Genomic DNA, 23,637 nt, shown 5'->3' with positions numbered 1-23,637 from the left:
GGAAATAAACGAAGTAAGAAGAAAAGCAGCCCAATTGTTGACAGAAGAGATTGTAAAAGGATCACGACCAAAAGTAGAAGTAAAAGCTATTGAAGATGCACTAAAAGAAACCCGCCTAGTTCACAAAAGTAAAGACCGAAAACTAGTCCTAAAGACTTCGAAATTTGATATTTTACCCCATTTAGTAAAGACTAGGGTGGATGAAATCATCTTTGGCGGCGACATTCCTTTAAGTATGGAACAGTATGAAGAAGCTGTAAGACTTTGTAAAGATCATAATAAGGATATCTTACTTGCCTTTTCAAGTGTTACTCGGAAGGATTATATTGAAGAGCTAAAAACTCATGTATGTAAGTTAGAAAATATAAAACCAAATGGATTTCTACTATCTAATTACGAATTATTCTCCTTATTAAAAAGCACAGGACTACCTCTAGAAGCAGATTACAAATTAAATGCCTTTAATGTATTTACCTTATACCAACTGAAGGACATGGGTTTTTCCTTTGCATATTTAGCTCAAGAGTTAAATCAAGGTGAAATCAGTTATATATGTGAACAGTCTCCACTCAGTTTGGGGATGTTTGTTCATGGTAATACAGAATTAATGGTCAGCCAGTACGGCCTACTAGAAGATGCAAATAAAGAAGGCGTTTTAGTAGATAAACTAGGATATGAATTTCCAGTGAGTACAGACTATAAAAATAGAACCCATATCTTCAATAGCAAAAAGTTGAGCTTATATGAAGAAATTGGTAAAATAAAAAATATAGACAAGTTTAGAATTGATATTACGAATGAAACAATGGAAGAAATACGTGCTATTATAGAAGGATACAGGGATCGATTAGACGGCTCATCTAGAATAGAAGAGTCTCTAAAAAGCCCAAATCCTAGTTTCACAAAAGGTCATTTTAGACGAGGTGTAGAATAAACAAATGAATGAAAAGACATTGAGAACCCTTGAATACGATAAAATAATTCAAAAACTTAAACATTTTGCCGTCTCCAGTAGAGGTGGCGAAATGATAGAAGAACTTCGTCCTATTAATTCAAAAGAGCGAATTAATAGGCTTCTTCAGGAGACAGATGAAGGTGTGCGGATGATTTTGAGCAATGGCTCTATTCCCCTAGATGGATTTCGCGACCTTTCTACTATTCTGCAGAAGGCAAAAATCAACTCTCTTTTAAGCTTGAGGGATTTACTCCATATAGCAGCTACTTTGAGAGTGGTAGCAAGTGTACTTAAATACTGGGGGGAAATTGCTCATAAAGAAGAGTTTCCTATTTTAGGTGATCTCATTACTTCTTTTGAGGATTTAAGAGAATTAGAAAAAGAAATCTCTAGAGCAGTCATTTCAGAAGACGAATTATCTGATCGAGCCAGTCATGAGCTCTTTCAAATAAGAAGAGCAATCAATCGAAAAAATCAAAATATTAAAGATCGTTTAAATGCTATGATCACTTCACCAAGTTATCAAAAATACTTACAGGATCAGATTATTACTATTCGGCAAGAGCGATATGTCCTTCCCGTAAAACAAGAGTATCGCAGTAATGTAGCAGGTATTATACACGATCAGTCTTCTACTGGGGCAACTCTCTTCATTGAACCAATGATTGTCGTGGAGATGAATAATGATTTAAAGAAGTTAAAACTTCAGGAAGCAGCTGAAATAGAGAGAATATTAAGGGAATTTACAGAAAAGGTAGCTTTAAATCACCTTGTCCTCAGCAGCAATTATAATACGCTATTGCAATTAGATATAGTCTTTGCTAAGGCAAAATACGCTTTAGAGATCCATGGTGTACTTCCCATTGTCAATGAGGATATGTCCTTTCATTTAATAAATGCTAGGCATCCTCTTATCGAGCCAGATAAGGTTGTTCCATCTAATATTTATTTGGGAGAGGATTTTAATACTCTAGTCGTTACAGGGCCAAATACAGGAGGTAAGACTGTAGCCTTAAAAACAGTTGGTTTAATGTGTCTTATGGTCCAGGCAGGTTTATTTATCCCAGTAAAATCTCAAAGCAGCATTTGCATCTTTAAAAATATCTTTGCAGATATTGGAGATGAACAGAGCATTGAACAAAGCTTGAGTACCTTCTCTTCCCATATGACCAATATTGTGCAAATAATAAGGGAAGTAGAAGAAAATACTTTGGTTTTACTTGATGAATTAGGTGCAGGTACAGACCCTACGGAAGGTGCGGCCCTTGCTATGGCTATTTTAGACTACTTGCGTTCTAGAAAGGTAAGCACTTTAGTGACTACACATTACAGCGAATTAAAGCAATACGCAATTTCTCAAGATGGTGTTGAAAATGCCAGCGTAGAGTTTGATGTGGAAACCCTGAGCCCTACTTATAGACTTCTCATTGGCGTTCCTGGAAAAAGTAATGCCTTTGCAATCAGCAAAAGACTGGGACTAATAGATGAAATCATTGATAATTCAAAAGCTTATATAAGTGAAGAAAATATTCAATTTGAGGATATTCTTCAAGATATTGAAAAGAGAAATAAAGAGACAGAGCAAAATTACTACGAATCTCAAAAGATCAAGGAAGACATGGAGAGTAGTCGCAGACAACTTGAAGAAGAGAAGAACAATTTAGAAGAAAAGAAGAGAGAAATTGAATTAAAAGCCAAGGAAGACGCCCTAGAAATAGTAGAAGAAGCAAATGAACAAGCTCTTGAAATCATTAGGGAAATGAATAGAATAAAGGCTGTAAACAAAGAAAGTGTTGCAAAACTACAAGAGTATAAAAGAGAACTTAAAGAACAAGAAAATAAATTGCAAGAAGAGGTTACTCAAAGAAGAGGCCCTATTAAAAGATCACAAAAGCCTTTTAAGCCAGGAGACAGAGTACTAATTGCATCTTTAAATCAAAAAGGGTATATCTTAAATATAGGTCAGGATGGACTTGCTCTAGTAGAAATAGGAATCATTAAGACAAAAGTAAAAGTTGCTGATCTAGTCCATATTGAAGAAGAATCTTCACAGAAAAAAAGCTATAGCAGAAAAACGATCAATAGTAAGGCGAGAACCATAAAGACATCCGTTGACTTAAGAGGTACGACAACAGAAGAAGCCATATTAGACGTAGAAAAATTTATAGATGATGCAGTATTAGCTAATTTAGCTCAAATAACCATCATTCACGGGAAAGGTACAGGAGCATTGAGACAAGCTGTTCACGATCTGTTGAAAAGAAACAAATATGTAGACGAGTACCGTATAGGGAATTATAATGAGGGTGGTACTGGAGCGACAATAGCCACGCTAAAGTAAAAGCAGATGGTAAGGAACAACCTACGACTGACCAACAAACCAACCAAAAAAAGGAGGTAAAATAAATGATTTTATCAGACAAAAAAATCATGGAATTAATCAATAAAAAGGAACTAGAAATCAATCCTCTTGATAAAGGACAGATACAACCGGCGTCTGTGGATATTCGATTAGGTAATCACTTTTTAAAATTAGATGAAAACAGAATCGAAGCTATGTCTATGACCGATGAGATCAAGTACATCTCTTTTGAAGCAGATCAAGTTATCATTCCATCTAATTCTTTTTTGTTGGCGACTACAAGAGAATACATAAAGCTACCAAATAATCTAACAGCTTTTGTAGAAGGTAGGAGTTCAATTGGTAGAATGGGACTCTTTATACAAAACGCTGGTTGGGTCGACCCTGGTTTTGAAGGGAATATAACCCTTGAATTGTATAATGCAAATAGACTTCCTATTAAATTAGAATCGGGAAGACGTATCTGCCAATTGGTATTTGCTCAGATGGATCAAGCTGCAGAAAATCCTTATAGGGGAAAGTATCAAGGACAGAAAAATTCAGTAGGCAGTCGCGTATTTTTAGATGAAGATCAGTAGGTAAGGGCCATGATAAAAATAGTAGGATTTGTATTGTTATTTTTATTTACACTATATCTATTGTGGATCATTGCAAAAGCTTATATTGAATTTTGCTACATTAATGATAAAAAATTAAAAAAAGCAGGATTTGATGGAGATTATAAAGATTATAAGAAGCAAATAAAGAAAAAAAGAATAAAAGAGAAAGTCAAAAGAAAAAGGAGATAAACGGTCTTGAAAAAATTAATAATAGCAACCTTTATCTTTGGGATTTTATTATTTACAGCTTGCAGCAAAGAAGAAGCTGTTGTAGAGGAAGACAGAGAAAGTCTAGCTCAAACTCAATCACCAATAAATTACGAAGAAGTCTTTGAAAGCGTATCTTCTTCAAGTGCTGATGCTGTACAAATAAAACGGATACAAAGCGAAGGAATCGTAGTAGAGGCTTTAAATAATCAGCAGCTTTTGCTAAAAAAAGATTCTGATTTGCTCCTATACAATCTTAAGACAAATAAAGAAACAGAACTACTTCAGGATGTGTACAATGCGGTATTATCTACGGATAAGAATACAATGGCCTATGAAAAAAATCAAAAGATTTACCTTATGAATTTAAAAGATAGAAAAAGTGTGCTTTTATACGAATTAGAAGGTGAAGAGTCTCGTAACTTTATATTGTCGAGTAATGGGGAACAACTCTTATTGCAGACCGTTAAGGAGGATCAATACAAGAATAAAATCATCTCTACAAATGGAAAAGTAAAAGAGATTGATATAGAGAAAAGAGACGATTTAGTCGTAACAGACTTTGTACACTTTTCTGGTAATAAAATATTTTCATTAGCAAAAGTAAAAAAGGAAAACCAATTAAATATAGAAGATGAAACATCTAGCACAACAGATTTAATTATGATAAACCTAAAGGGAAACAGTATTGTAAACATTACAAATTTAAAGGACGAAGGAGTAGCGAATTGTTTAGATTTGTACGGTAAAAATCAACTCTTAGTAGAGTTAACAGAAAGCACGATTAATGATGAAGAATTGCTCACCACTCATACAATAAAGAGAATAGATATGAATTCAGGCAAAATGTACAATACTGGAATTAAGATAAAAGATCCACATAGTTTAAATATATTAGAAGACGAAAGAGAGTATATATGGCTTGAAGAATCTGTAGAAGAAGATGAGAATTACTCTCAAAAAAAAGATCTTAAGGTTCGAAAAAAGAATGGAAAAGTACAAACATTATTATCTATTTTTAATGATGTTCCATCTACCCTGTTTGTTCAAGATAATAGGATATTCTTTAATTCTAATGGGGATATTTATATTGTAGATCTATAAGAGCTATAATATACTGTAAAAATTGAGCGAGAAAGGATGTATGTCTTTGATATATTTAGATAATAGCGCAACGACAAGGGCAGATGAACAAGTGGTCACTGCCATGAACAAATACCTTTTAGAATGTTATGGGAATCCATCTTCTCTTCATAGAATGGGTCTAGAGGCAGAAAAGGCTATGAACAAGGCCAGAAAGCAAGTAGCTGATTTTTTAAAGGTAGATGAGAAGACTATAACCTTTGTATCTGGAGGTACAGAAGGGAATAATCTTGCTATAAGAAGTGCTATTAACAAAAATAAGCGATTGGGAAATAAGATTATTACTAGCGCTATAGAGCATCCTTCTGTGCTAGAAGGGTTTAAATCTTATGAGAGTAATGGGTATGATGTTTTTTATATTGGCGTAGATAAGAAGGGTTTTCTCGATTTAGAGCAGCTAGAAGAAGTCCTAGATGACAAGACCATACTTGTGAGTATCATGAAAGTAAATAACGAAGTAGGATCTATCCAGAATACAAGCGAAATAGCCAAAATTATTAAAAAAAAATCACCACATTGTATCTTTCATTCAGACTGTGTTCAAGCAGTCGGAAAAGTACCTGTAGAGCCACTATCTGAAGGGATTGATATCTTGACATTTAGCGGTCACAAGATTCATGGGCCTAAGGGAATAGGTGCTATTTATGTGAGAAAAGATTTAGCGTTGCAACCAATTCTTTTTGGAGGTGGCCAAGAAAGAGGATTTCGATCGGGAACAGAAAATCTCCCGGGGGTTGTGGGTATTGGTGTAGCAGTAGATCAGTTATCCCAGTTTCAGCAGCAAGTAGACCATTTACAGGAGCTAAAATCGAAAGCCATAGAACTCCTTAAAGGGGAACTAAGTGGAATTCATTTTAACTCTGATGAAAGCGAAAAATACGCCCCACACGTTTTAAATATATCGATAGAAGATGTAAAAAGTGAAATTCTTTTGCATTTGCTAGAAAAGAAAGAAATTTTTATCTCATCAGGCTCTGCTTGTACTTCTAAGAAAAACTCTCAAAGCCATGTTTTAAAGAGCATGAACTTGTCAAATGAGTACATTGAAGGCTCTCTTAGAATTAGTTTTTCTAAATATAATACTCTTGAAGAAATAGAGTATATGGTTAAGATGTTAAAGGAATCTGTGGATAATGTAAGGAAATTTACGAGGAGAAGATAAATGGAAAAAGTAATATTAGTTCGATATGGAGAAATTGCTTTAAAAGGCTTAAACAAGTCTTATTTCGTGGATTTATTATTAAGAAATATAAAAGCCACCCTTAAAAACTTAAGTGGCTTAAAATTAGAAAAAATACAAGGCCGATTTATTGTACGACTTGCACCTGAAGAATATGAAAAAGCAGTAGTTGCCCTTCAAAAAGTTTTTGGAATTGTGTCTATAAGTAAAGCATATGTTATTGAGAATGATTTTGAAGAAATGAAGAAATTAGCCTTAGAATTAATGGGAGATCAAGTCGTTACAGAGAAGACCACCTTTAAAGTTCGCAGCAAGAGAGCGAATAAGGCCTTTCCTATAAAGTCTATGGACTTAAATAATAAAATGGGAAGTTATCTTTTAGAAAACAATGCAAATCTTTCTGTTGACGTAAAGAAACCTCAGATCATGTTCCATATTGAAGTGCGGGAAAAAACTTATATATATACAGATATTATCCCCTGTTTAGGAGGATTGCCGGTAGGTTGTAGTGGAAAGGGAGTGCTCATGCTCTCGGGAGGCATTGATAGCCCTGTTGCAGGTTATATGATGGCAAAACGGGGAGTAGAAGTCGTAGGGGTCCACTTCCATAGCTACCCTTATACTAGCGACCGAGCTCGGGAAAAAGTAATGGAGTTAGCTCGTATTATGAGTAGCTATACAGGACCAATGAAACTGTATGTGGTTTCTTTTACAGATATCCAACAAGAACAGCTTTTAAAATGCAATGAAAAGTACACTACTCTTCTTATGAGACGTGGCATGATGAAAATTGCCCAAAAGATTGCATATATGGAAGGGGCCATGTCTTTAATATCTGGAGAAAGCCTAGGACAAGTGGCGAGCCAGACTATGGAAAGTATTAATGCCACAAATAATGCAGTAGAGCTACCAGTATTTAGGCCTTTAATTGGTATGGATAAAAATGAGATCATCGAGATTGCACAAAAAATTGAAACCTTCGAAACGTCAATCCTTCCATTCGAAGACTGCTGTACCGTATTCGTCCCAAAACACCCTGAGACAAGGCCAAAACTAGAAAAAGTTCTAGAAGAAGAAGCGAAAGCGGATGTAGATGAGCTGATTGAAGAAGCAATTAAAAATGCGGAGATACTTCATTTTTAGGTGATCAGGTAGTCAGCAAAACCATGATGCCACCACTGGTGGCTTAAGTATAGATTGTTGATATGTGGCAACTGATTGATGTTTTGACCCTAGAGCCTGCTAAAGTCATCTTTGAGCGCAAGGGTCGGATCTTGACCGTAAATAACTAAAGCGCCGAAGGCGCTTTTTATTTGCTTTTGGTGACCATCTGGCCACCTTATTTTTAAATTTTACATCTTCGACAAAACTGTATATATTTCTTTGCAGGATTTTTATAAAATATGTAGAACTAGTATAGTATAAAAGGAGGCCAGATTAATGGAACTAAAGACAAAAATTATAGAAGATTCTTTATATGTTAAAATCATTGGAGAATTGGATCATCACACTTCTGAGGATATTCGAAATCAGGTGGATTCTTTACTTACTTCTAATAATCTTAAAAATGTAATATTTGATTTATCTCAGATGAATTTTATGGACAGCTCTGGAGTAGGTATGTTTATGGGAAGATATAAGAAGATTAAAAGTAAAAATGGTGTACCAATAATGATTAATATTCATAATTCCAATAGAAGGCTTTTACAAATGTCAGGTTTGTTTAATATTTACAAAGAGTATGCTAATCTTGATAAAGCGCTAATAGCGATTAGAGGTGAAGAAGATGAATAATAGAATGAAATTGGAAATACTAAGTAAATCTGATAATGAGAGTTTTGCTCGAGTAGTAGTATCTGCCTTTGCTGCAAAACTTGATCCTACTATTGAGGAAATTACAGATATAAAAACAGCTGTATCGGAAGCAGTAACCAATTCCATAATTCACGGATACAATAGGGATGATGAAGTCATACATATTACTTGTGAAATCGATAAAAATACAGTAATCATTGAAGTAATTGACTATGGAGTAGGTATTAAAGATGTAGAAAAGGCAAGGGAGCCTCTTTTTACATCAAAACCGGAAATGGAGAGATCTGGTATGGGTTTTACAGTCATGGAGAGTTTTATGGATGAAGTAGAAGTAAAATCAATTCCTGGGGTAGAGACAAGAGTCAAAATGAAAAAAATGATTAATAGCGCTATGAATCGTTGAGGAATTATATATGATTAGCGAAGAGTATTCATATAATAATCACCAACAAACCATCAATTTAATAGTACAAGCTCAAGAAGGGGATAAACTAGCAAAAGAAACCTTAATTGAGGCGAATATTGGCTTAGTCAATAGCGTAGTGAATAAATTTCTCAATCGAGGACATGATAGAGAAGATTTATTTCAAATAGGAAGCATAGGACTTATAAAAGCTGTAGACAATTTTGATACGTCCTTTGATGTAAAGTTTTCAACTTATGCAGTACCTATGATTATGGGAGAAATCAAACGCTTTTTAAGAGACGATGGCCTTATAAAAGTAAATCGAAATTTAAAGAGCATCTATAAGAAAGTGTACTACGTTAAGGAACAGTTTTTTAATGAACATAAGAGAGAGCCTACAATTGAAGAAATTGCCAAAGAAATTGACGTAGAAAAAGAAGAAATTATCATGTCCCTAGAAGCTTGTTATACTCCAGATTACCTTTATGAAGTGATTCATCATGATGATGGCAATGCTGTAATGTTAATCGACAAAATCGAATCAGAGGATGAAGGGGAGGAAGAGGTATTAGATAAGCTGACCTTAAAAGAAATGATAGGGGAATTACCTCCTAGAGAAAGACAAATCGTTATGATGCGATATTTTCAGGATAAAACACAAAATGAAATTGCACAAAAACTCAATATTTCTCAAGTTCAAGTCTCTAGGCTAGAAAAGAAAATTTTAAAGAAACTCAAAGAATCTCTCGCTGAATAATCATTTCAGCAGAGGTTCTTTTTATTTTTGTCTTTACGTTTAGGTATCACCACTTGTTTTGTTGACTATTCACTACTTTATTTTCAAAATTTTTTAATAGATTCATCAACAACTGCTCATAATAATATTAATTGACATCCATCATCAGTACTATAAAAAACTGATGAAATGAGGAGGATTTACATGAAGACAATTAAGACGCCTAAAGATTATCAAGATTATGTGAAAGACAAACAACCAAAACAGACTACTCTTAAAAATTGTTTCAATGCTTTTTTGTGGGGCGGTGGTATTTGCGTTCTAGGTCAATTAATAAAAGATTTTTATCTTAACACATTTGACGTAAGTGACAAAATCGCTGGAGGAATGCAAAGCATGACTTTGATTTTTATAGGTGCATTTTTAACGACTTTAGGAATTTACGATAATATCGGAAAATATGCAGGAGCAGGATCCGCCATACCTATAACAGGATTTGCAAATTCTGTAGTAGCACCAGCTATTGAATTTAAAAAAGAAGGATATATCTTAGGTGTAGGTTCGAAGATGTTTTCACTAGCAGGTCCAGTGTTGGTATATGGGACCATTACATCAGTAATAATAGGACTGCTTTACTATTTTATGAAATGAGGTGATGATAATGCATAAAATTGGACGACAAACTATACGCTTTCCAAATCCACCATCTATTTCAAATACAGCTTCTATTGTAGGACCTAAGGAAGCAGAAGGACCTTTGAAAATATATTTTGATAAAGTGGAAACCGATGATACTTGTGGTGAAACATCTTACGAAAAGGCAGAGGAATGTATTTGCTATACAGCTATTCAAACCTTGCTTCAAAAGGAAAAACTACAGGCTACGGATATTGATTATTATCTTGGGGGAGATTTGCTCAATCAAATTATAAGTACCAGTTTTACAGCACAAAAAATTGCAATTCCATTTTTTGGATTGTACAATGCATGTGCTACATTCTCCGAAGGAATGCAATTAGCAGCTTGTCTCGTTTCAGGGCAATTTGCAAAGAATGTTATAGTTAGTTCTTCTAGCCATTTTAGCAGTGCTGAACGCCAGTATCGCTCACCATTAGAGTCAGGGATTCAAAGAAAAATGACTGCCCAATGGACGGTAACAGGATCAGGTGCTGTAGTCATATCTAATCAACAAAAGTCACCTTACATTACTCATATTACGACAGGTATTGTTCAGGATTATGGCGTGAAAGAAGCTGATAATATGGGAACGGCAATGGCACCTGCAGCTGTAGAGACCATTATAGCTCATTTTAATGATACAGGTTTTGAGCCAAAAGATTATGACCTCATTATAACAGGAGATTTAGGAACGATAGGCAAAGAGATTTCAATGGATTTACTATCACGAGAAGGTTTTAACGTGAGCAATATTTATACAGATTGCGGCGTAGAAATTTTTAGTGAAGAACAAGATACTCATGCTAGAGGAAGTGGGGCAGGTTGTTCCGCTGTAGTGTTTTCAGGCTATATATACAAAAAATTACGAAACAAAGAATTAAACAGGGTTTTATTCGTGCCTACAGGGGCATTACTATCCCCAACAACAACATTGCAAGGGGATAGTATCCCATGTATTGCTCATGCTGTTACTATTGAAAATGAACCCCAATTGGGTAGGGGGTGAAGGGTAGTGGCTGATTATTTTTGGGTTTTTGTGGTTGGGGGAATTATTTGTGTCATAGGACAAATTATTCAAGATACAACTAAATTATTGCCAGCCCATATTTTGGTGCTATATGTAGTTACAGGAGCTATTTTAACTGGTATTGGAATTTATCCTAAGATTGTAGAAGTAGGCCAATCCGGCGCAACGGTTCCCATTATGGGATTTGGCTACTCTCTAGCGAAAGGAGCTATGGAAGCAGTGGACAAAGACGGGTTTATTGGAGCCTTTACAGGAGGAATAAGTGCCACATCAGCAGGTGTAGCTGCCGTGGTATTATTTGGATATATAGCAGCTATATTAGGAAATTCAAAGACGAAGAGATGAAATACGCCTTTGCGCATTAGTTCTACGTTGTAAGCTCTATGTAAAATCTTTTAAGTCATTCATAGTAACTGTATGCATTGGTTAACAATGAGAAATTTCTTGCAATAAAAAAGAGTAGACTTTTTTAATAAAGTCTACTCTTTTTTCATTGGTTAGACAGAAAAAACAAATGTGTAAAAGCCAACTAGTTCGCCGCTGGCGGTGTTTCATCTGTAGGAGGTGTTTCGTCTGTAGGAGGTGTTTCGTCTGTAGGAGGTGTTTCATTTGTAAGCGGTGTTTCACCTTCAAGAGGTGTTGAAGGTGTATTTACAGTGACTATAACGGTGTCAGTATAAGAGATATCTTTCTCAACACCTTTATAGGTTACGGTAGCTACAAGATTAGCACTTCCTCCATTTATTCCGGTTACTACAAAAGTATTGTTTCCATTTGACTTAACTGTAACATTTGGGCTACTCGATGTAACAGTTAAATTTTCTACAGTTTGAACTACTTCGCTGTTGATGGTATAACCAATTACCTCAACGGTTATGCTTTGACCTATGTCTAAGCTTAAGGTGTCAATAGGTGCATCATTTAACATAAACTGCACGCCTACTGGACTGGTAGCATTGTGAATATTGCAAAGAGTACTTGTATTAATAGCTAGTACACCTTTTTCTCGACTTGCCACATAGTTAGCGTGTAACGGTCTTACACCTTTTGGGAATCGGTTATTAGGTTTTAATATTCTTACGGTTGTTTCTATTGATTCATCAGGACAAAATTCTGTAGCCATCATACCTGTTGATGTGTCAATCCTTTGTTCAATATGAAAATCATCTCTAGAAGTAGGAACCGTTCCTGAGAGAAACATTTCGCTGATTACCGTAGAACCCCTAGGATCTCTTGAACTTAACTCTGTAGGCAATTTACCAGAAACTCGGTCTATACTTGCAGATACAATGCCTCCCGGTCTACCCGGAAGGCTTTTAGATTTAAGCTCTGAATGAATCTTTTGCATAACGGATTTCCACATTGCAGAAGGGCTGGCAGTTTGCTCTCCGCCGTATTTACCTATATTAAGTTGATATGTTCTCCCTCCAGCCTTGACATTGTATTGGTCATAACCATACCATACAGCTGCTGTATAATATGGCGAATACCCTGCGAAATAGGCATCCTTTTGATCATTAGTAGTTCCTGTTTTACCAGCAATATCCATATTAGGTATCGAGATATTGGTAGAGCCACCTCTTACTACGCCTTTTAAAACGTCTGTAATCAAGTATGCTGTTTCTTCAGAAAAGACTCTAATCTTTTCTAGTTTATTTTCTAAAATGATATTCCCATCTCTATCCACAATTTTTGTGTACATAGCTGGTTCTGTTCTTGTGCCTTTATTTGGAAAAGTTGAAAATGCAGAGGCCATAGCTAGAGTACTCTGACCTGTTGTATATCCGCCTAAACTTAGTGGAGCGACATCCTTATCACTATCTTCAAATTCAAGACCGAGAAGCTCACCGTATTTAATAGAGTTTTCCAATCCCAAATCGTACCAAGCTTGAATGGCAACCATATTCTTAGATTTTCTAAGACCTTCTCTAACAGTTAACATGCCTTCGTAGCTACCACCAGAGTTTCCAGGTTTCCAGGTTCCATTCTTTAGGCTTAAAGGTACATCATCATACGTTGTGCCTAGTGTAAACGCTTTTGTCTCTATCCCTGGTGCATAAACGGTAAGGGGTTTCGTTGCAGAACCCACTTGATATTTTTTAGTAGCTCTATTTAAAGATCTACTCTCATCTTTACTTCTTCCTCCGACCATTCCCGCTACAGAACCGTTTGCGTTGTCGATAATGGTCATTGCGCCTTGGGGCATATAGTTTACTTCTTTTTCTAATACTTTAGACATGGCCTTTGATGCTTCTTTTGCTGCCCATGATTGAGCTGGAAACAATTTGTCATTGGCAAATTGTTCATCAAGTACTTTCTGAACACTTGGGTCTATGGTTGAGTGTACCGTTAAGCCTGAATTTAATAGATAATTTTCGGCTTCTTGCTCTGATGCAAAGCTAAATTGATCCGATGTCATTAAATCTTTTACGATTTGAATATAAAGCTCATCCGTAAAGTAAGAATAAATCTGTAATTCTGGTGGCTCATGCAAATCTAAATCGTTATTTTTTAGTTGCGTCTTTGCAGTATCGTATTCTTCATTGCTTATGTGTCCAAGTTCTTTCATTTTGTCAATTACTGCGAGGGCACGGCTTTGATTTTTTTCATTGTAAGAAATTTTTCCGTCTTCATCTTTTTTAATTGAATAAATGCCTTCCTCAACTTCTTCGACAACATATGGCTTATAATATGTTGGACTTTTAATGGTGGAAGCTAACACAGCAGCCTGTGCATAGTTTATTTCGCCTACATCTTTTCGGAAATAAGTCTGAGAAGCAGCCTGTACTCCCCAAGCATTTGCAAATCCGACTTTGTTTAAATAAGCTTGTAAAATCTGGTCTTTTGTCCATTTTCGCTCTAATTGCATAGCTAGATAGATTTCTACGACTTTTCTTTCAAGTTTCTTCTCAGGCTTAAGATGTGTAAGCTTAATGAGCTGTTGGGTAATAGTACTACCACCTGGTCCGCTTAAGGAACCTGTAGCGACAACATTGATTCCTGCTCTTGTCAAGCCTCTTAAATCTACGCCATTGTGAGAATAAAAACGTTCGTCTTCAATATCAATAAAGGCATATTTAACATGATCTGGGATCTCATCGATGTTGATGATTTCTCTTTTTTCTTTGCCTTGTAATTGCTGATAAAAGTCTCCGTTTTTATCGACTACTGAAGTAGGTTCGATGTATTCAAAATTACTTAAGTCTAATTCTGGAGCTTTATTTATCCATGAAAATGCAATAGCGCTCATAACAATGCCACTTATAAGCGTTAGAATCAATAGGATAATAAAAGACCATTTAAGATAAAAGCCAAACTTCTTTTTAGGCTTTTTTTCTGGATTATCCTTCATTTCTGGCTCTGTCTCCATTTCTCGTTCTGTCTCTATTTCTGGTTCTGTTTCCATCTCTGGCTCTTTAACATCTTTCAAAGAGTCGTCTTGGTTCTCGTCGTTGTAATCATTATTTATGTATTGTCTATCGTAATGATCACTTTCAATAATGATTTTATCATCATTTTCGTTATTGTTTTCCATTCTTAACCCCCTATTAAGATTAGACAATAGGTTCAGGCAACCATATCTTTTATGTATTTTGAACCAGATTGTCTATAATTAAGATGAATAATAAGATCTTAGTATTAAGATTTCCATCATAGGAAAAATCGAACTATTAAATTCAACTTAATTATAATATTTTATTCACATAAATATCAATCCTTTTCACACATTATTATGATTTCTTACAAATATTTATGATTTATATGCAAATTTGTTTACAATAAAGTAAAGAATAAGATCCTTAGCTAGTATATAAGCTCTTTGCTTTTGTAGAAACCGTATACTGAATAAACTTTTGTTTTGTGGTAAAATTAATAGAAAAATGAAAAAGTAAGCGAGTGATATAATGATTAATGGAAATATAGAAGGTATTCGAAAGTCTATACTCAATGAATTAGAGAGTCTCATAGATTATAAAATACCAGGAGATATGATTCTCGATGAACATGTAGTAAATATTTTACTTGATACTACCGAAAAAATAAATAAAGAAGTTATAGTAATCATAGATCACAGCAATACGATAGCAGCAATAGGTGTAGGGGAGCACAATAGAGCTACTTTTCCTAATATTAGCAAACTCGGAAGAAAAAGAGGTTTAAATGGTTTGAGGAGTTTTCACACTCATCCAAATGGAAATCCAAGTTTATCCTCTGCAGATAAATCTTCTATAATGGAGATGAAGTTTAATCTTTTAGGAGCTATTGTAAAAAGCCCTGTAGGGCAAGTTCTATTTAATATTGGCTTTATTCACTTAAAAGATGAGAATCTAGCTGTAGAGGAATATGGACCTCTTTCTCTAGACACCTTAAACGAATTCCAATTTAAAGAGTACAATGAGCAGGTTGATAAGCACTTGCGAGGAAAAGTCAATGAGGATACATTAGAAGAAGAGCGAGCTGTTTTAATTGGTGTAAACATTCGACAAGATAATATTATTTTAGAAATTGACCACTCTATGGAAGAATTAAAGGAATTGGCCCATACTGCTGGCGCTACAACTGTGGCAATGATAGTGCAAAACAAGGAAAAAGTAGATAATACCTTTTATGTTGGAAAAGGAAAATTAGAGGAATTAAGAATTATCATACAAAATAGCAAAGCGAATCTCGTAATCTGTAATGACGAGTTATCCTCTATTCAATTAAAGGTTATGGAAACCTACTTAGGGGTAAAGATTATCGATCGAACTTCTTTGATTTTAGATATATTTGCAAGGCATGCAAAGACCAAAGAAGGTAAATTACAGGTTGAACTAGCTCAATTGAGGTATAGACTTCCCAGACTTTTAGGCCTAGGTACTGTTCTATCTAGAACAGGGGGAGGTATTGGTACAAGAGGTCCTGGTGAAAAGAAATTAGAGACGGATCGAAGAGCAATTTACAGAGAAATCAATATTCTGGAAAATCGCATTAAGTCTATGAAGAAGATTAGGGAACAGCAAAAGAGCAAGCGAAAGAAAAATCAAGTACCGATTATATCTCTTGTAGGTTATACGAATGCTGGAAAAAGTACGTTGTTTAATTTGTTAACAGATAGTACCGTACTTTCAGAAAACAAATTATTTGCCACTCTTGACGCTACGACTAGAAAATTTAAAGATTCAGATCAAGAGATCCTTTTATCCGATACAGTAGGCTTTATTGACAAGCTCCCTCATGATTTAGTAAAAGCATTTGAGTCTACATTAGAAGGCGTTGTAGAGTCTGATTTATTGCTCCACGTTATCGATTCCTCTAATGAGAACTTTTTAAAACAGATACAACTGGTAGATGAAGTTCTTCGCTCTTTAAAAGCAGAGCACAAAAAAATCATTTATATCTTTAATAAAGTTGATAGAAAGTGTGAAAACTTTGAAGAGAAATATTCTACCATTAGAGGTATAAAAGCTATAATCTCCGCAAAATACGAGATAGGCATTTCAGAATTAATAGGCCTAATCCAAAAGCAGATTTTTGGTGAGCGCCTTGTAAAAGAAATCTCTATACCTTACGAGGATATGTCCATTATATCTTCATTGCATAACCAAGGAATGGTTCTAGAAGAAAAATATGAAGAAGAGGCTATAAAGCTAAAAGTGCAGTATACGGAAGAGATGGAGCATATGGTGAGGAAGTACTTTTAAGGTGGTAAGCAAAATCGAATAGGCGGCCAGTGGAGGCATGTGTTTTTTCTTACTATCTGCTTTTATAGAACATATGGAGTAGTACTTTGCTTGTCAAGGAGCGTAGCGACGAAGAGATGCATTAGTACGCTCCATGCCAAGCCTGCCCAAGGGCACAAGCATAGCGCAGCGCGATGGGGTGGAAGCTAGGGCAGAACTAAGAGGTGGTGATATTTTGGATTACTATACTATTGAAGGACATTGTACGGCGGAGGAGATCATTAAGAAGTCTCAGTTTATCGTCAATTGTTTTCATGTAGAAAATGAAGGAAAAGTTGAGGAAATATTAAAGAGCATACAAAAGGAACACTATAAGGCAACTCATAATTGCTATGCATATGTACTTGGAAGAGAAAAAGAAACACAAAAACATAATGATGATGGAGAACCTTCTGGTACTGCAGGAAAACCTATTTTAGAATCTATATTACATAATGGTTTGACGAATATACTCATTATCGTCACGAGATATTTTGGTGGGATTAAATTAGGAGCTGGGGGTCTCGTGCGAGCATATAGTGGTACAGCAACACTAGGTATTAATCAATCTACTCATGTAAAAATGCAGTATTCATCCTTGATGGAAATATCCTGTGAGTATACGAATCTAGGAAAGATCAAAGATTATCTAGCAAAAAATCAAATCAAGGAAGAAGAAGCAATCTACGCCGACAAAGTCCGCATACATGCTTACATCCCCATTAGCGATGAAGAAAAGATCCAACAGGATTTAGTTGAACTCACCAATGATCAGGTAGGCGTTTGCAAGATGCGCGAAGAATATGTAAAGCAAATCATCAGCAAAAACTAAACTCGCTTTCGCGCGAAAAAACATAGGAAAAGGTGCCTCACTGTTTCGCTATAACCACAACCACTAGCACCAGGGATAAACTTTTTAATGAATAATAAAAAATGAACACGGAGCATGGCACAAGACAAATATGCAACTTTTGTTGTGTTCAATGTTATCGTTCACTACCATGTAGTCACATATTTGCTGACCCTTAACGCTGACCACCTGACCACTTTAAATTAAAAATCTCTTTTACACCCATAACGAATAAAAGAGCAGCAAATAATTTTCGGAGGATGACTGGTGAGAGATGGACAGCCAAATAGGAGCCTAGTAGAGCTCCTATTATCCCAAAGGGGACTACCTTTTTTGTTACAGATAAATCGATATTTTTATGTTTGATGTGGATTGGCAGACAGGCTAGAGCTAAAGGGAGATAACAGATTAGATTTGTACTCTGAGCTATTTTTTGTTCTACATCTAAAAGGATGGTTAACATGGGAATTAAAATGATTCCACCGCCAATGCCCATTCCTCCTATAATTCCTGATAAAAAACCAATAATCGTAGCCATTAGAACAACATCCTAACTGCAGAAATAACCATTACAATACCGAAAATTCTGCGTATTAATGTATTTGATATATTGCAAAGTAATTTTGCTCCTACCATCCCACCGACGACAGAACCAAGTGCTACTCTTATTATCAGTCTAGTATCATAAAGCCCGTTCTTGATGAAGACAAAGGAACTGATTATACAGAGAGGCAGGATAATAGAGATACTGGTTGCATGAGCCATTTTATTTTCAAAGGATAAAACGTGAGTCATGAGAAGAACTGCGATAATCCCACCTCCGGAGCCAAAAATCCCGTTCAGAAGCCCAATAGACAATCCTAAAATAATTAGTAGTAAATTGGCATTTATATTTTTAATATTCATGAGGGTATCTTGTGTGTAATTGGGAAAAATATTCGTAATAAAGTGGAAGGTGAAAGGTGGAAATCTGGCTTATAGGTGAGGTAGTGTCTTTTCCGCATTCTCCTTTCAGCTTCTTATTGCTCTATACCTGTAATCTGTGATAAAATTAAGGGCGCTAATGAAGTATTACGAGGGAGGAAATAGAATGTCAGGACATTCAAAGTGGTCAACCATAAAGAATAAAAAGGGTAAAGCAGATGCAGCTAGAGGGAAGGTTTTTACAAAACTAGCTAAAGCCATATCAGTTGCAGCTAAAGAAGGCGGTCCGGATCCAGAATTAAATGCAAAACTAAGAGATGCTATTACAAAGGCAAAGGGCAATAATATGCCTAATGACAATATAGATCGAGCAATTAAAAAAGGCGCAGGCGAATTAGGAGGAAACAGCTACGAGACGATTACATATGAAGGATACGGTCCAGCAGGTGTAGCAGTTATCGTAGAAGCTTTGACAGATAATAAAAATAGAACGGCAGCAGATGTTCGACATGCCTTCGATAAAAATGGTGGTAATTTAGGAACAAATGGCTGTGTATCTTTTATGTTTGAAAAAAAAGGTCAAATTATGATTGAGAAAACTTCAGATATTGATGAAGATGAACTTATGATGGTTGCATTAGATGCTGGTGCAGAAGATATGATGATTGAAGAAGAAGGTTATGAAGTAATAACAGATGTGGAAAACTTCCAAGGAGTAGTAGAGGCCTTAGAAAACACAAATTACAAATTCGAATCTTCAGAAATTACCATGATTCCAAACACCTTCACAAAACTATCTGAAGACGATGCAAAGAAAATGCAAAAGATGTTAGATATGTTCGACGATAACGAAGACGTGCAAGACATCTACCATAATTGGGAAGAAGAGTAAATTTAATAGCGTGAATAAAAATAAGCCCTAGGGCTTATTTTTTTGCACAAAATTATATAGACGGAAAAAGACTTATTGAAGGTGGAACAGTACATATATGCGACTCTTTATAAAATGTTATGTATTGTTTACTATTCACTGCGACGTAAGTCGCATAGTAGCTAACCACCTGATTTTACAATTGCTCAACTACTGTATAACAATTATTTGAGAATTGTTATAATATCTAGACTTTTGGTTAAAATAACCATAGGTGGAAATATATTTTCTGCTAATAAAATCAACAATAAAAGGAGAAAATCTTTAGTAAATTGTAAAGATAATTGGAGGTTACTATATGAAAAGTCCAGATGGCAGTAGTATGAGGAGAATAGGAATTGGTATAGGTGTAGCACTCATTGTTATATTTGGATTGATTTTAGGATATTTAAGTGCTGATTTATTCAGCAAAATTCAAGATTCTAGGGATGCCAGCAAAGGCAGAAGCATAGCTGAGGTGGCAAGGGTATCGGCTACAGATATAGGATTAGGAGAAAATGCTACAATATATTACAATCGAATTTATACAAAATGTAATGAAGTATCAACGGAACAAAAGGTAGCAGACAATACGAATATTGGGAAAAATAAGAATCAATTAAGCAAGATTTACTCGGAATGGAATATTGTAGAGCTTACATCTGATAAATTGGTCCTACAAAAAAATATTGATAGCTATTCTCCAGATTACTATAAAGTAGGGACTCACGATGATGGACAAGGACATATATTTGTGGCAGTCTATACTTATAGTATTGAAGGTATGGAAGTTTTAGATAATATTACAAGTACACCTATAGAGTTAGTATACCCTGGGGAACGTGAAAAACTAGAGGGAGGCATCATCGTCAAAGGAGAAGAAAATTTATACGAGTTATTGGAAAATTATGATGAATAACTTCTAAAGCCATCAGCAATTAGTGTCTTAGCTACCTTTGGTAGATGCAGAGTTTAGATTTGTCTATGGGGAGTAGTTCTTATGGTATTCAATATTTTCTACTAAAACCTGATGACTAAACGCTGGTCGCCATCTTTTATGGATGAACGCTCGTGGCTGGTTGCTAAGTCTCTTGCGCTTATAATGCCTTTTCTATATAATGTAATCTATATAGAAAGGGGTTTTTTTTTGTACGAATACATAAAAGGACACGTTGTCGACATATACGATGATAAAGTAATACTTGAGTGCAATGGCATAGGGTATGCTATTTTTGTTTCAGTAAATACAATGACAGATTTAAGCAATGGTTCAGATAGTGCTCAAATATATATACACGAACACATTCGAGAAGATGAACTGTCTTTCTATGGATTTTCTGATAGAAACGAAAGGCAGATTTTTAAAGACTTAATCAGCGTTTCAGGAATAGGACCTAAAGTAGCTCTTGGAATACTATCGAAATTTAGGGGAAATGAACTCTTAAAATATATTAGTTTAGGTGATGAAAAAGCACTTTCCACTGCACCCGGTGTAGGCAAGAAAACTGCCAATAGAATGATTTTAGAATTAAAAGATAAGTTCAGCAAAATGGCAGCTATCGACCAATACAATGAAATAGATATTCCACCTATAGAGAACGGTATTCGCGAAGACGCTATTGCCGCTCTTATGTCTTTAGGCTATGATTATCACCAAGGTGCACAGTTGGTAGGAAAAGTCTACAAAGAAGATATGACCTTAGAAGAGTTGATTAAAAAAGCGTTGTCAACTAAATAAGGTGGTAAGCAAAACTTAAAAGCCGCCCCTGGTGGCATCGGTTTGATTTAGAACTTAGAACTTAAACAGGAGGTGTTTTTTTGGAAAAAAGGATTATTACTACAGAGATAATAGAACAGGACAATGAGATTGAAAAAACCCTTCGCCCTCAATATTTAAAAGATTACATAGGCCAGGAACTTGTAAAGGAAAAGATGAGTATTTTTATCGAAGCAGCAAAGCAGAGAAAGGAAACACTCGATCACGTTTTACTATACGGTCCCCCAGGCCTTGGAAAAACTACACTAGCAGGAATCATTTCAAATGAGATGAATGTATCAATTAAGATTACTTCAGGTCCAGCCATTGAAAAACCTGGTGACTTAGCAGCTATGCTTACTAATTTAAACGAAGGTGATGTGCTCTTTATTGATGAAATCCATCGCCTCAATCGAGCAGTTGAAGAAATCTTATATCCAGCAATGGAGGATTATGCATTAGATATTATTGTGGGTAAAGGTCCAGGAGCACGGTCTATTCGATTAGACTTGCCGAGGTTTACCTTAATCGGAGCTACTACAAGGGCAGGTCTTTTAACGTCTCCCTTAAGGGATCGATTTGGTGTGATATGTAGACTTCAAATTTATGATCATGAGCAATTAAAGGAGATCATTTTAAGATCATCAGATATATTCAGTTCGCCAATTGACGAAAGAGCAGCACTAGATTTGGCAAAAAGATCAAGAGGAACACCTCGAATTGCTAATCGTCTTCTTAGGAGAATTCGTGATTTTGCACAGATTAAAAACGATGGAATTATCGACATACAAACAACAAATGATGCCCTCGATTTATTAGAGGTAGATTCTATTGGACTAGACGAAGTAGACAGAAAATTATTAATGAGCATTATTGAAAAATTTAGCGGCGGTCCAGTAGGCTTAGACACGCTGTCTGCATCTATTGACGAGGAAAAGACAACTATTGAAGATGTGTACGAGCCCTATCTCTTACAGCTGGGCTTTATACAGAGAACTCCACGAGGTCGAATTGTGACCAAAAGAGCTTATGAGCATCTGAATATACCTATCGAAGAACAATAGTTAAACGATAGTCGAGCGATGGTTAATTGTTTAAAACATTCAAAAAGCGCCAATGGCGCTTTTTCTTGATTTACTGTAACTTATTTAGTATGATATTGAAATACAAGTTTTAAAGGAGCTACTAAATGAATACGAAAGACTTTGATTATGACTTACCAGAAGAACTGATTGCTCAGACCCCTTGTGAAAAGAGGGACAACTCTCGACTTATGGTTGTAAATAGAGAGCACACTACTATAGTACACAAACATTTTTACGATATTCTAGAATATCTAGGTGAAGGAGATACCTTGACTTTAAACAATACTAGGGTCATTCCAGCTCGCCTCTTTGGAACGAAAGCAGATACAGGCGCTGTAATCGAAATTTTGCTTTTAAAGAGGGTACAGGGAGATATTTGGGAAACCTTAGTAAAGCCTGGAAAGAAAGCAAGAATTGGTGCGGTTATTGAGTTTAGTGATAGGCTCAGAGGGGAAATCATAGAGATAAAAGAAGATGGAAATCGTCATATTCAATTTCAATATGATGGCATTTTTGAAGAAATTCTCGATGAATTAGGAATGATGCCTTTGCCACCATATATTAAGGCGAAACTAGAAGATCGAGAAAGATATCAAACGGTATATTCTAAAGTAAAAGGTTCAGCGGCAGCTCCAACAGCAGGACTACACTTTACAGAGGAGCTACTCGAAGAGATTCGCCAAAAGGGAGTTCATATTGCTTACGTAACTTTGCATGTTGGGTTAGGAACCTTTAGACCAGTAAAGGTAGATAATGTAGAAGAACATAAAATGCATTCAGAGTATTATGTTTTAACTCAAGAGACAGCGGATATAATCAATGAAACGAAAAGAACAGGCAATAAAGTAATAGCTGTAGGTACTACTACTGTCCGGACTCTAGAAACAGTTGCTCAAAAGTCCTATCCCTTGCAAGAGTCTTCAGGCTGGACAGATATCTTTATCTATCCAGAATATGAATTTAAAGTGGTAGATAGAATGATCACCAACTTTCACTTACCAGAATCCACCCTTATGATGCTAGTAAGCGCCTTTGCATCAAAGGACTTTATTATGAAAGCGTATAAAGAAGCAGTAGAAGAAAAATATCGATTCTTTAGTTTTGGGGATTCGATGATTATTGTTTAAGGTGGTAAGCAAAACCTTAAAACTTTAAAAGCTGAACGCGGAATGTAGAAAGGTTGGACAGTTGGACAAAGGTTTTACTTAGAACATAGAACTTATAACTTAGAATTACAACGGAGGTATAATGGGGGTCAGTGAGATAAATGGAACGCTTATTTGGTACTATAATATTTGCAAA

23 protein-coding genes are annotated in these 23,637 nt (G+C 35.5%); 20 read left to right on the top strand and 3 right to left on the bottom strand.

The genetic code is table 11. The features are described 5' to 3' along the window. The 13 genes from Q7P22_RS05045 to spoVAE all read left to right on the top strand — a co-directional run. On the top strand, positions 1 to 934 hold a 934-nt coding region (locus tag Q7P22_RS05045; RefSeq protein WP_303861458.1), incomplete at its 5' end, for a peptidase U32 family protein. 4 nt (positions 935 to 938) lie between these two features. After that, positions 939 to 3,296, top strand: a complete 2,358-nt coding sequence (locus tag Q7P22_RS05040) for an endonuclease MutS2 (RefSeq protein ID WP_303861454.1) — start codon at positions 939 to 941, stop codon at positions 3,294 to 3,296. A 65-nt stretch (positions 3,297 to 3,361) separates the two neighbouring features. Next, on the top strand, positions 3,362 to 3,895 hold the full coding sequence (dcd, locus tag Q7P22_RS05035; RefSeq protein WP_303861451.1) for a dCTP deaminase: 534 nt from the start codon (positions 3,362 to 3,364) through the stop codon (positions 3,893 to 3,895). Between the two features lie 9 nt (positions 3,896 to 3,904). Continuing rightward, entirely contained in the window at positions 3,905 to 4,105 is a 201-nt protein-coding gene (locus tag Q7P22_RS05030; protein WP_303861448.1) for a hypothetical protein, read from the top strand. Between the two features lie 6 nt (positions 4,106 to 4,111). Beyond that, on the top strand, positions 4,112 to 5,227 hold the full coding sequence (locus Q7P22_RS05025) for a hypothetical protein (RefSeq protein ID WP_303861445.1): 1,116 nt from the start codon (positions 4,112 to 4,114) through the stop codon (positions 5,225 to 5,227). 40 nt (positions 5,228 to 5,267) lie between these two features. Continuing rightward, positions 5,268 to 6,428 carry a cysteine desulfurase family protein gene (locus Q7P22_RS05020; RefSeq protein ID WP_303861442.1) on the top strand — a complete coding sequence of 387 codons (1,161 nt, stop codon included), beginning with the start codon at positions 5,268 to 5,270 and terminating at the stop codon, positions 6,426 to 6,428. After that, on the top strand, positions 6,429 to 7,589 hold the full coding sequence (gene thiI, locus Q7P22_RS05015; protein ID WP_303861440.1) for a tRNA uracil 4-sulfurtransferase ThiI: 1,161 nt from the start codon (positions 6,429 to 6,431) through the stop codon (positions 7,587 to 7,589). Positions 7,590 to 7,886: 297 nt separating this feature from the next. Beyond that, a complete protein-coding gene (gene spoIIAA / locus Q7P22_RS05010; RefSeq protein ID WP_303861437.1) occupies positions 7,887 to 8,240 on the top strand; it encodes an anti-sigma F factor antagonist in 354 nt (117 codons plus the stop codon). Beyond that, complete coding sequence (gene spoIIAB / locus Q7P22_RS05005) at positions 8,233 to 8,664, top strand: anti-sigma F factor (protein ID WP_303861435.1); 432 nt, start codon at positions 8,233 to 8,235, stop codon at positions 8,662 to 8,664. Before spoIIAA ends, spoIIAB begins: the two co-directional genes overlap by 8 nt. Before the next feature lie 10 nt (positions 8,665 to 8,674). Next, on the top strand, positions 8,675 to 9,424 hold the full coding sequence (gene sigF / locus Q7P22_RS05000; protein ID WP_303861433.1) for an RNA polymerase sporulation sigma factor SigF: 750 nt from the start codon (positions 8,675 to 8,677) through the stop codon (positions 9,422 to 9,424). Between the two features lie 183 nt (positions 9,425 to 9,607). Further along, positions 9,608 to 10,054 (top strand): stage V sporulation protein AC, encoded by a 447-nt coding sequence (spoVAC, locus tag Q7P22_RS04995; RefSeq protein ID WP_303861430.1) that lies wholly within the window; start codon positions 9,608 to 9,610, stop codon positions 10,052 to 10,054. Between the two features lie 4 nt (positions 10,055 to 10,058). Further along, positions 10,059 to 11,087, top strand: coding sequence for a stage V sporulation protein AD (spoVAD, locus tag Q7P22_RS04990; RefSeq protein ID WP_303861427.1), 1,029 nt, complete (start codon positions 10,059 to 10,061; stop codon positions 11,085 to 11,087). 6 nt (positions 11,088 to 11,093) lie between these two features. Then, on the top strand, positions 11,094 to 11,453 hold the full coding sequence (spoVAE, locus tag Q7P22_RS04985; RefSeq protein WP_303861424.1) for a stage V sporulation protein AE: 360 nt from the start codon (positions 11,094 to 11,096) through the stop codon (positions 11,451 to 11,453). Positions 11,454 to 11,637: 184 nt separating this feature from the next. Here spoVAE and Q7P22_RS04980 read toward each other — a convergent pair whose 3' ends face one another. After that, positions 11,638 to 14,643: a transglycosylase domain-containing protein gene (locus Q7P22_RS04980; RefSeq protein ID WP_303861422.1), complete on the bottom strand. Its 3,006-nt coding sequence runs from the start codon at positions 14,641 to 14,643 to the stop codon at positions 11,638 to 11,640. 370 nt (positions 14,644 to 15,013) lie between these two features. Here Q7P22_RS04980 and hflX point away from each other — a divergent pair, with 370 nt between their 5' ends. Together hflX and Q7P22_RS04970 are read left to right on the top strand one after the other, a co-directional pair. After that, on the top strand, positions 15,014 to 16,792 hold the full coding sequence (gene hflX, locus Q7P22_RS04975) for a GTPase HflX (RefSeq protein WP_303861419.1): 1,779 nt from the start codon (positions 15,014 to 15,016) through the stop codon (positions 16,790 to 16,792). Between the two features lie 214 nt (positions 16,793 to 17,006). Continuing rightward, a complete protein-coding gene (locus Q7P22_RS04970) occupies positions 17,007 to 17,642 on the top strand; it encodes a YigZ family protein (RefSeq protein ID WP_303861416.1) in 636 nt (211 codons plus the stop codon). A 193-nt stretch (positions 17,643 to 17,835) separates the two neighbouring features. Here the strand turns inward: Q7P22_RS04970 and Q7P22_RS04965 are convergent, their stop codons facing one another. Together Q7P22_RS04965 and Q7P22_RS04960 are read right to left on the bottom strand one after the other, a co-directional pair. Continuing rightward, entirely contained in the window at positions 17,836 to 18,198 is a 363-nt protein-coding gene (locus Q7P22_RS04965) for a sulfite exporter TauE/SafE family protein (RefSeq protein ID WP_303861414.1), read from the bottom strand. After that, entirely contained in the window at positions 18,198 to 18,566 is a 369-nt protein-coding gene (locus Q7P22_RS04960; protein WP_303861411.1) for a sulfite exporter TauE/SafE family protein, read from the bottom strand. The genes Q7P22_RS04965 and Q7P22_RS04960 overlap by 1 nt, the downstream gene beginning before the upstream one ends. Positions 18,567 to 18,750: 184 nt before the next feature. Here Q7P22_RS04960 and Q7P22_RS04955 point away from each other — a divergent pair, with 184 nt between their 5' ends. The 5 genes from Q7P22_RS04955 to queA all read left to right on the top strand — a co-directional run bounded on the left by Q7P22_RS04955 (position 18,751) and on the right by queA (position 23,462). After that, complete coding sequence (locus Q7P22_RS04955; protein ID WP_303861407.1) at positions 18,751 to 19,476, top strand: YebC/PmpR family DNA-binding transcriptional regulator; 726 nt, start codon at positions 18,751 to 18,753, stop codon at positions 19,474 to 19,476. Between the two features lie 337 nt (positions 19,477 to 19,813). Continuing rightward, a complete protein-coding gene (locus tag Q7P22_RS04950) occupies positions 19,814 to 20,413 on the top strand; it encodes a hypothetical protein (RefSeq protein ID WP_303861404.1) in 600 nt (199 codons plus the stop codon). Between the two features lie 228 nt (positions 20,414 to 20,641). Then, positions 20,642 to 21,232, top strand: a complete 591-nt coding sequence (gene ruvA, locus Q7P22_RS04945; RefSeq protein WP_303861401.1) for a Holliday junction branch migration protein RuvA — start codon at positions 20,642 to 20,644, stop codon at positions 21,230 to 21,232. An 80-nt stretch (positions 21,233 to 21,312) separates the two neighbouring features. Beyond that, positions 21,313 to 22,314 carry a Holliday junction branch migration DNA helicase RuvB gene (gene ruvB / locus Q7P22_RS04940; RefSeq protein WP_303861398.1) on the top strand — a complete coding sequence of 334 codons (1,002 nt, stop codon included), beginning with the start codon at positions 21,313 to 21,315 and terminating at the stop codon, positions 22,312 to 22,314. Between the two features lie 125 nt (positions 22,315 to 22,439). Further along, positions 22,440 to 23,462 carry a tRNA preQ1(34) S-adenosylmethionine ribosyltransferase-isomerase QueA gene (gene queA, locus Q7P22_RS04935; protein ID WP_303861395.1) on the top strand — a complete coding sequence of 341 codons (1,023 nt, stop codon included), beginning with the start codon at positions 22,440 to 22,442 and terminating at the stop codon, positions 23,460 to 23,462. The last annotated feature ends 175 nt before the right edge of the window (positions 23,463 to 23,637 follow it).

The organism is Alkalibaculum bacchi (genome assembly GCF_937875145.1).
GTDB classification, from domain to species: Bacteria; Bacillota; Clostridia; order Eubacteriales; family Alkalibacteraceae; genus Alkalibaculum; species Alkalibaculum bacchi_A.
This window is presented reverse-complemented; position numbering and strand designations above follow the sequence as displayed.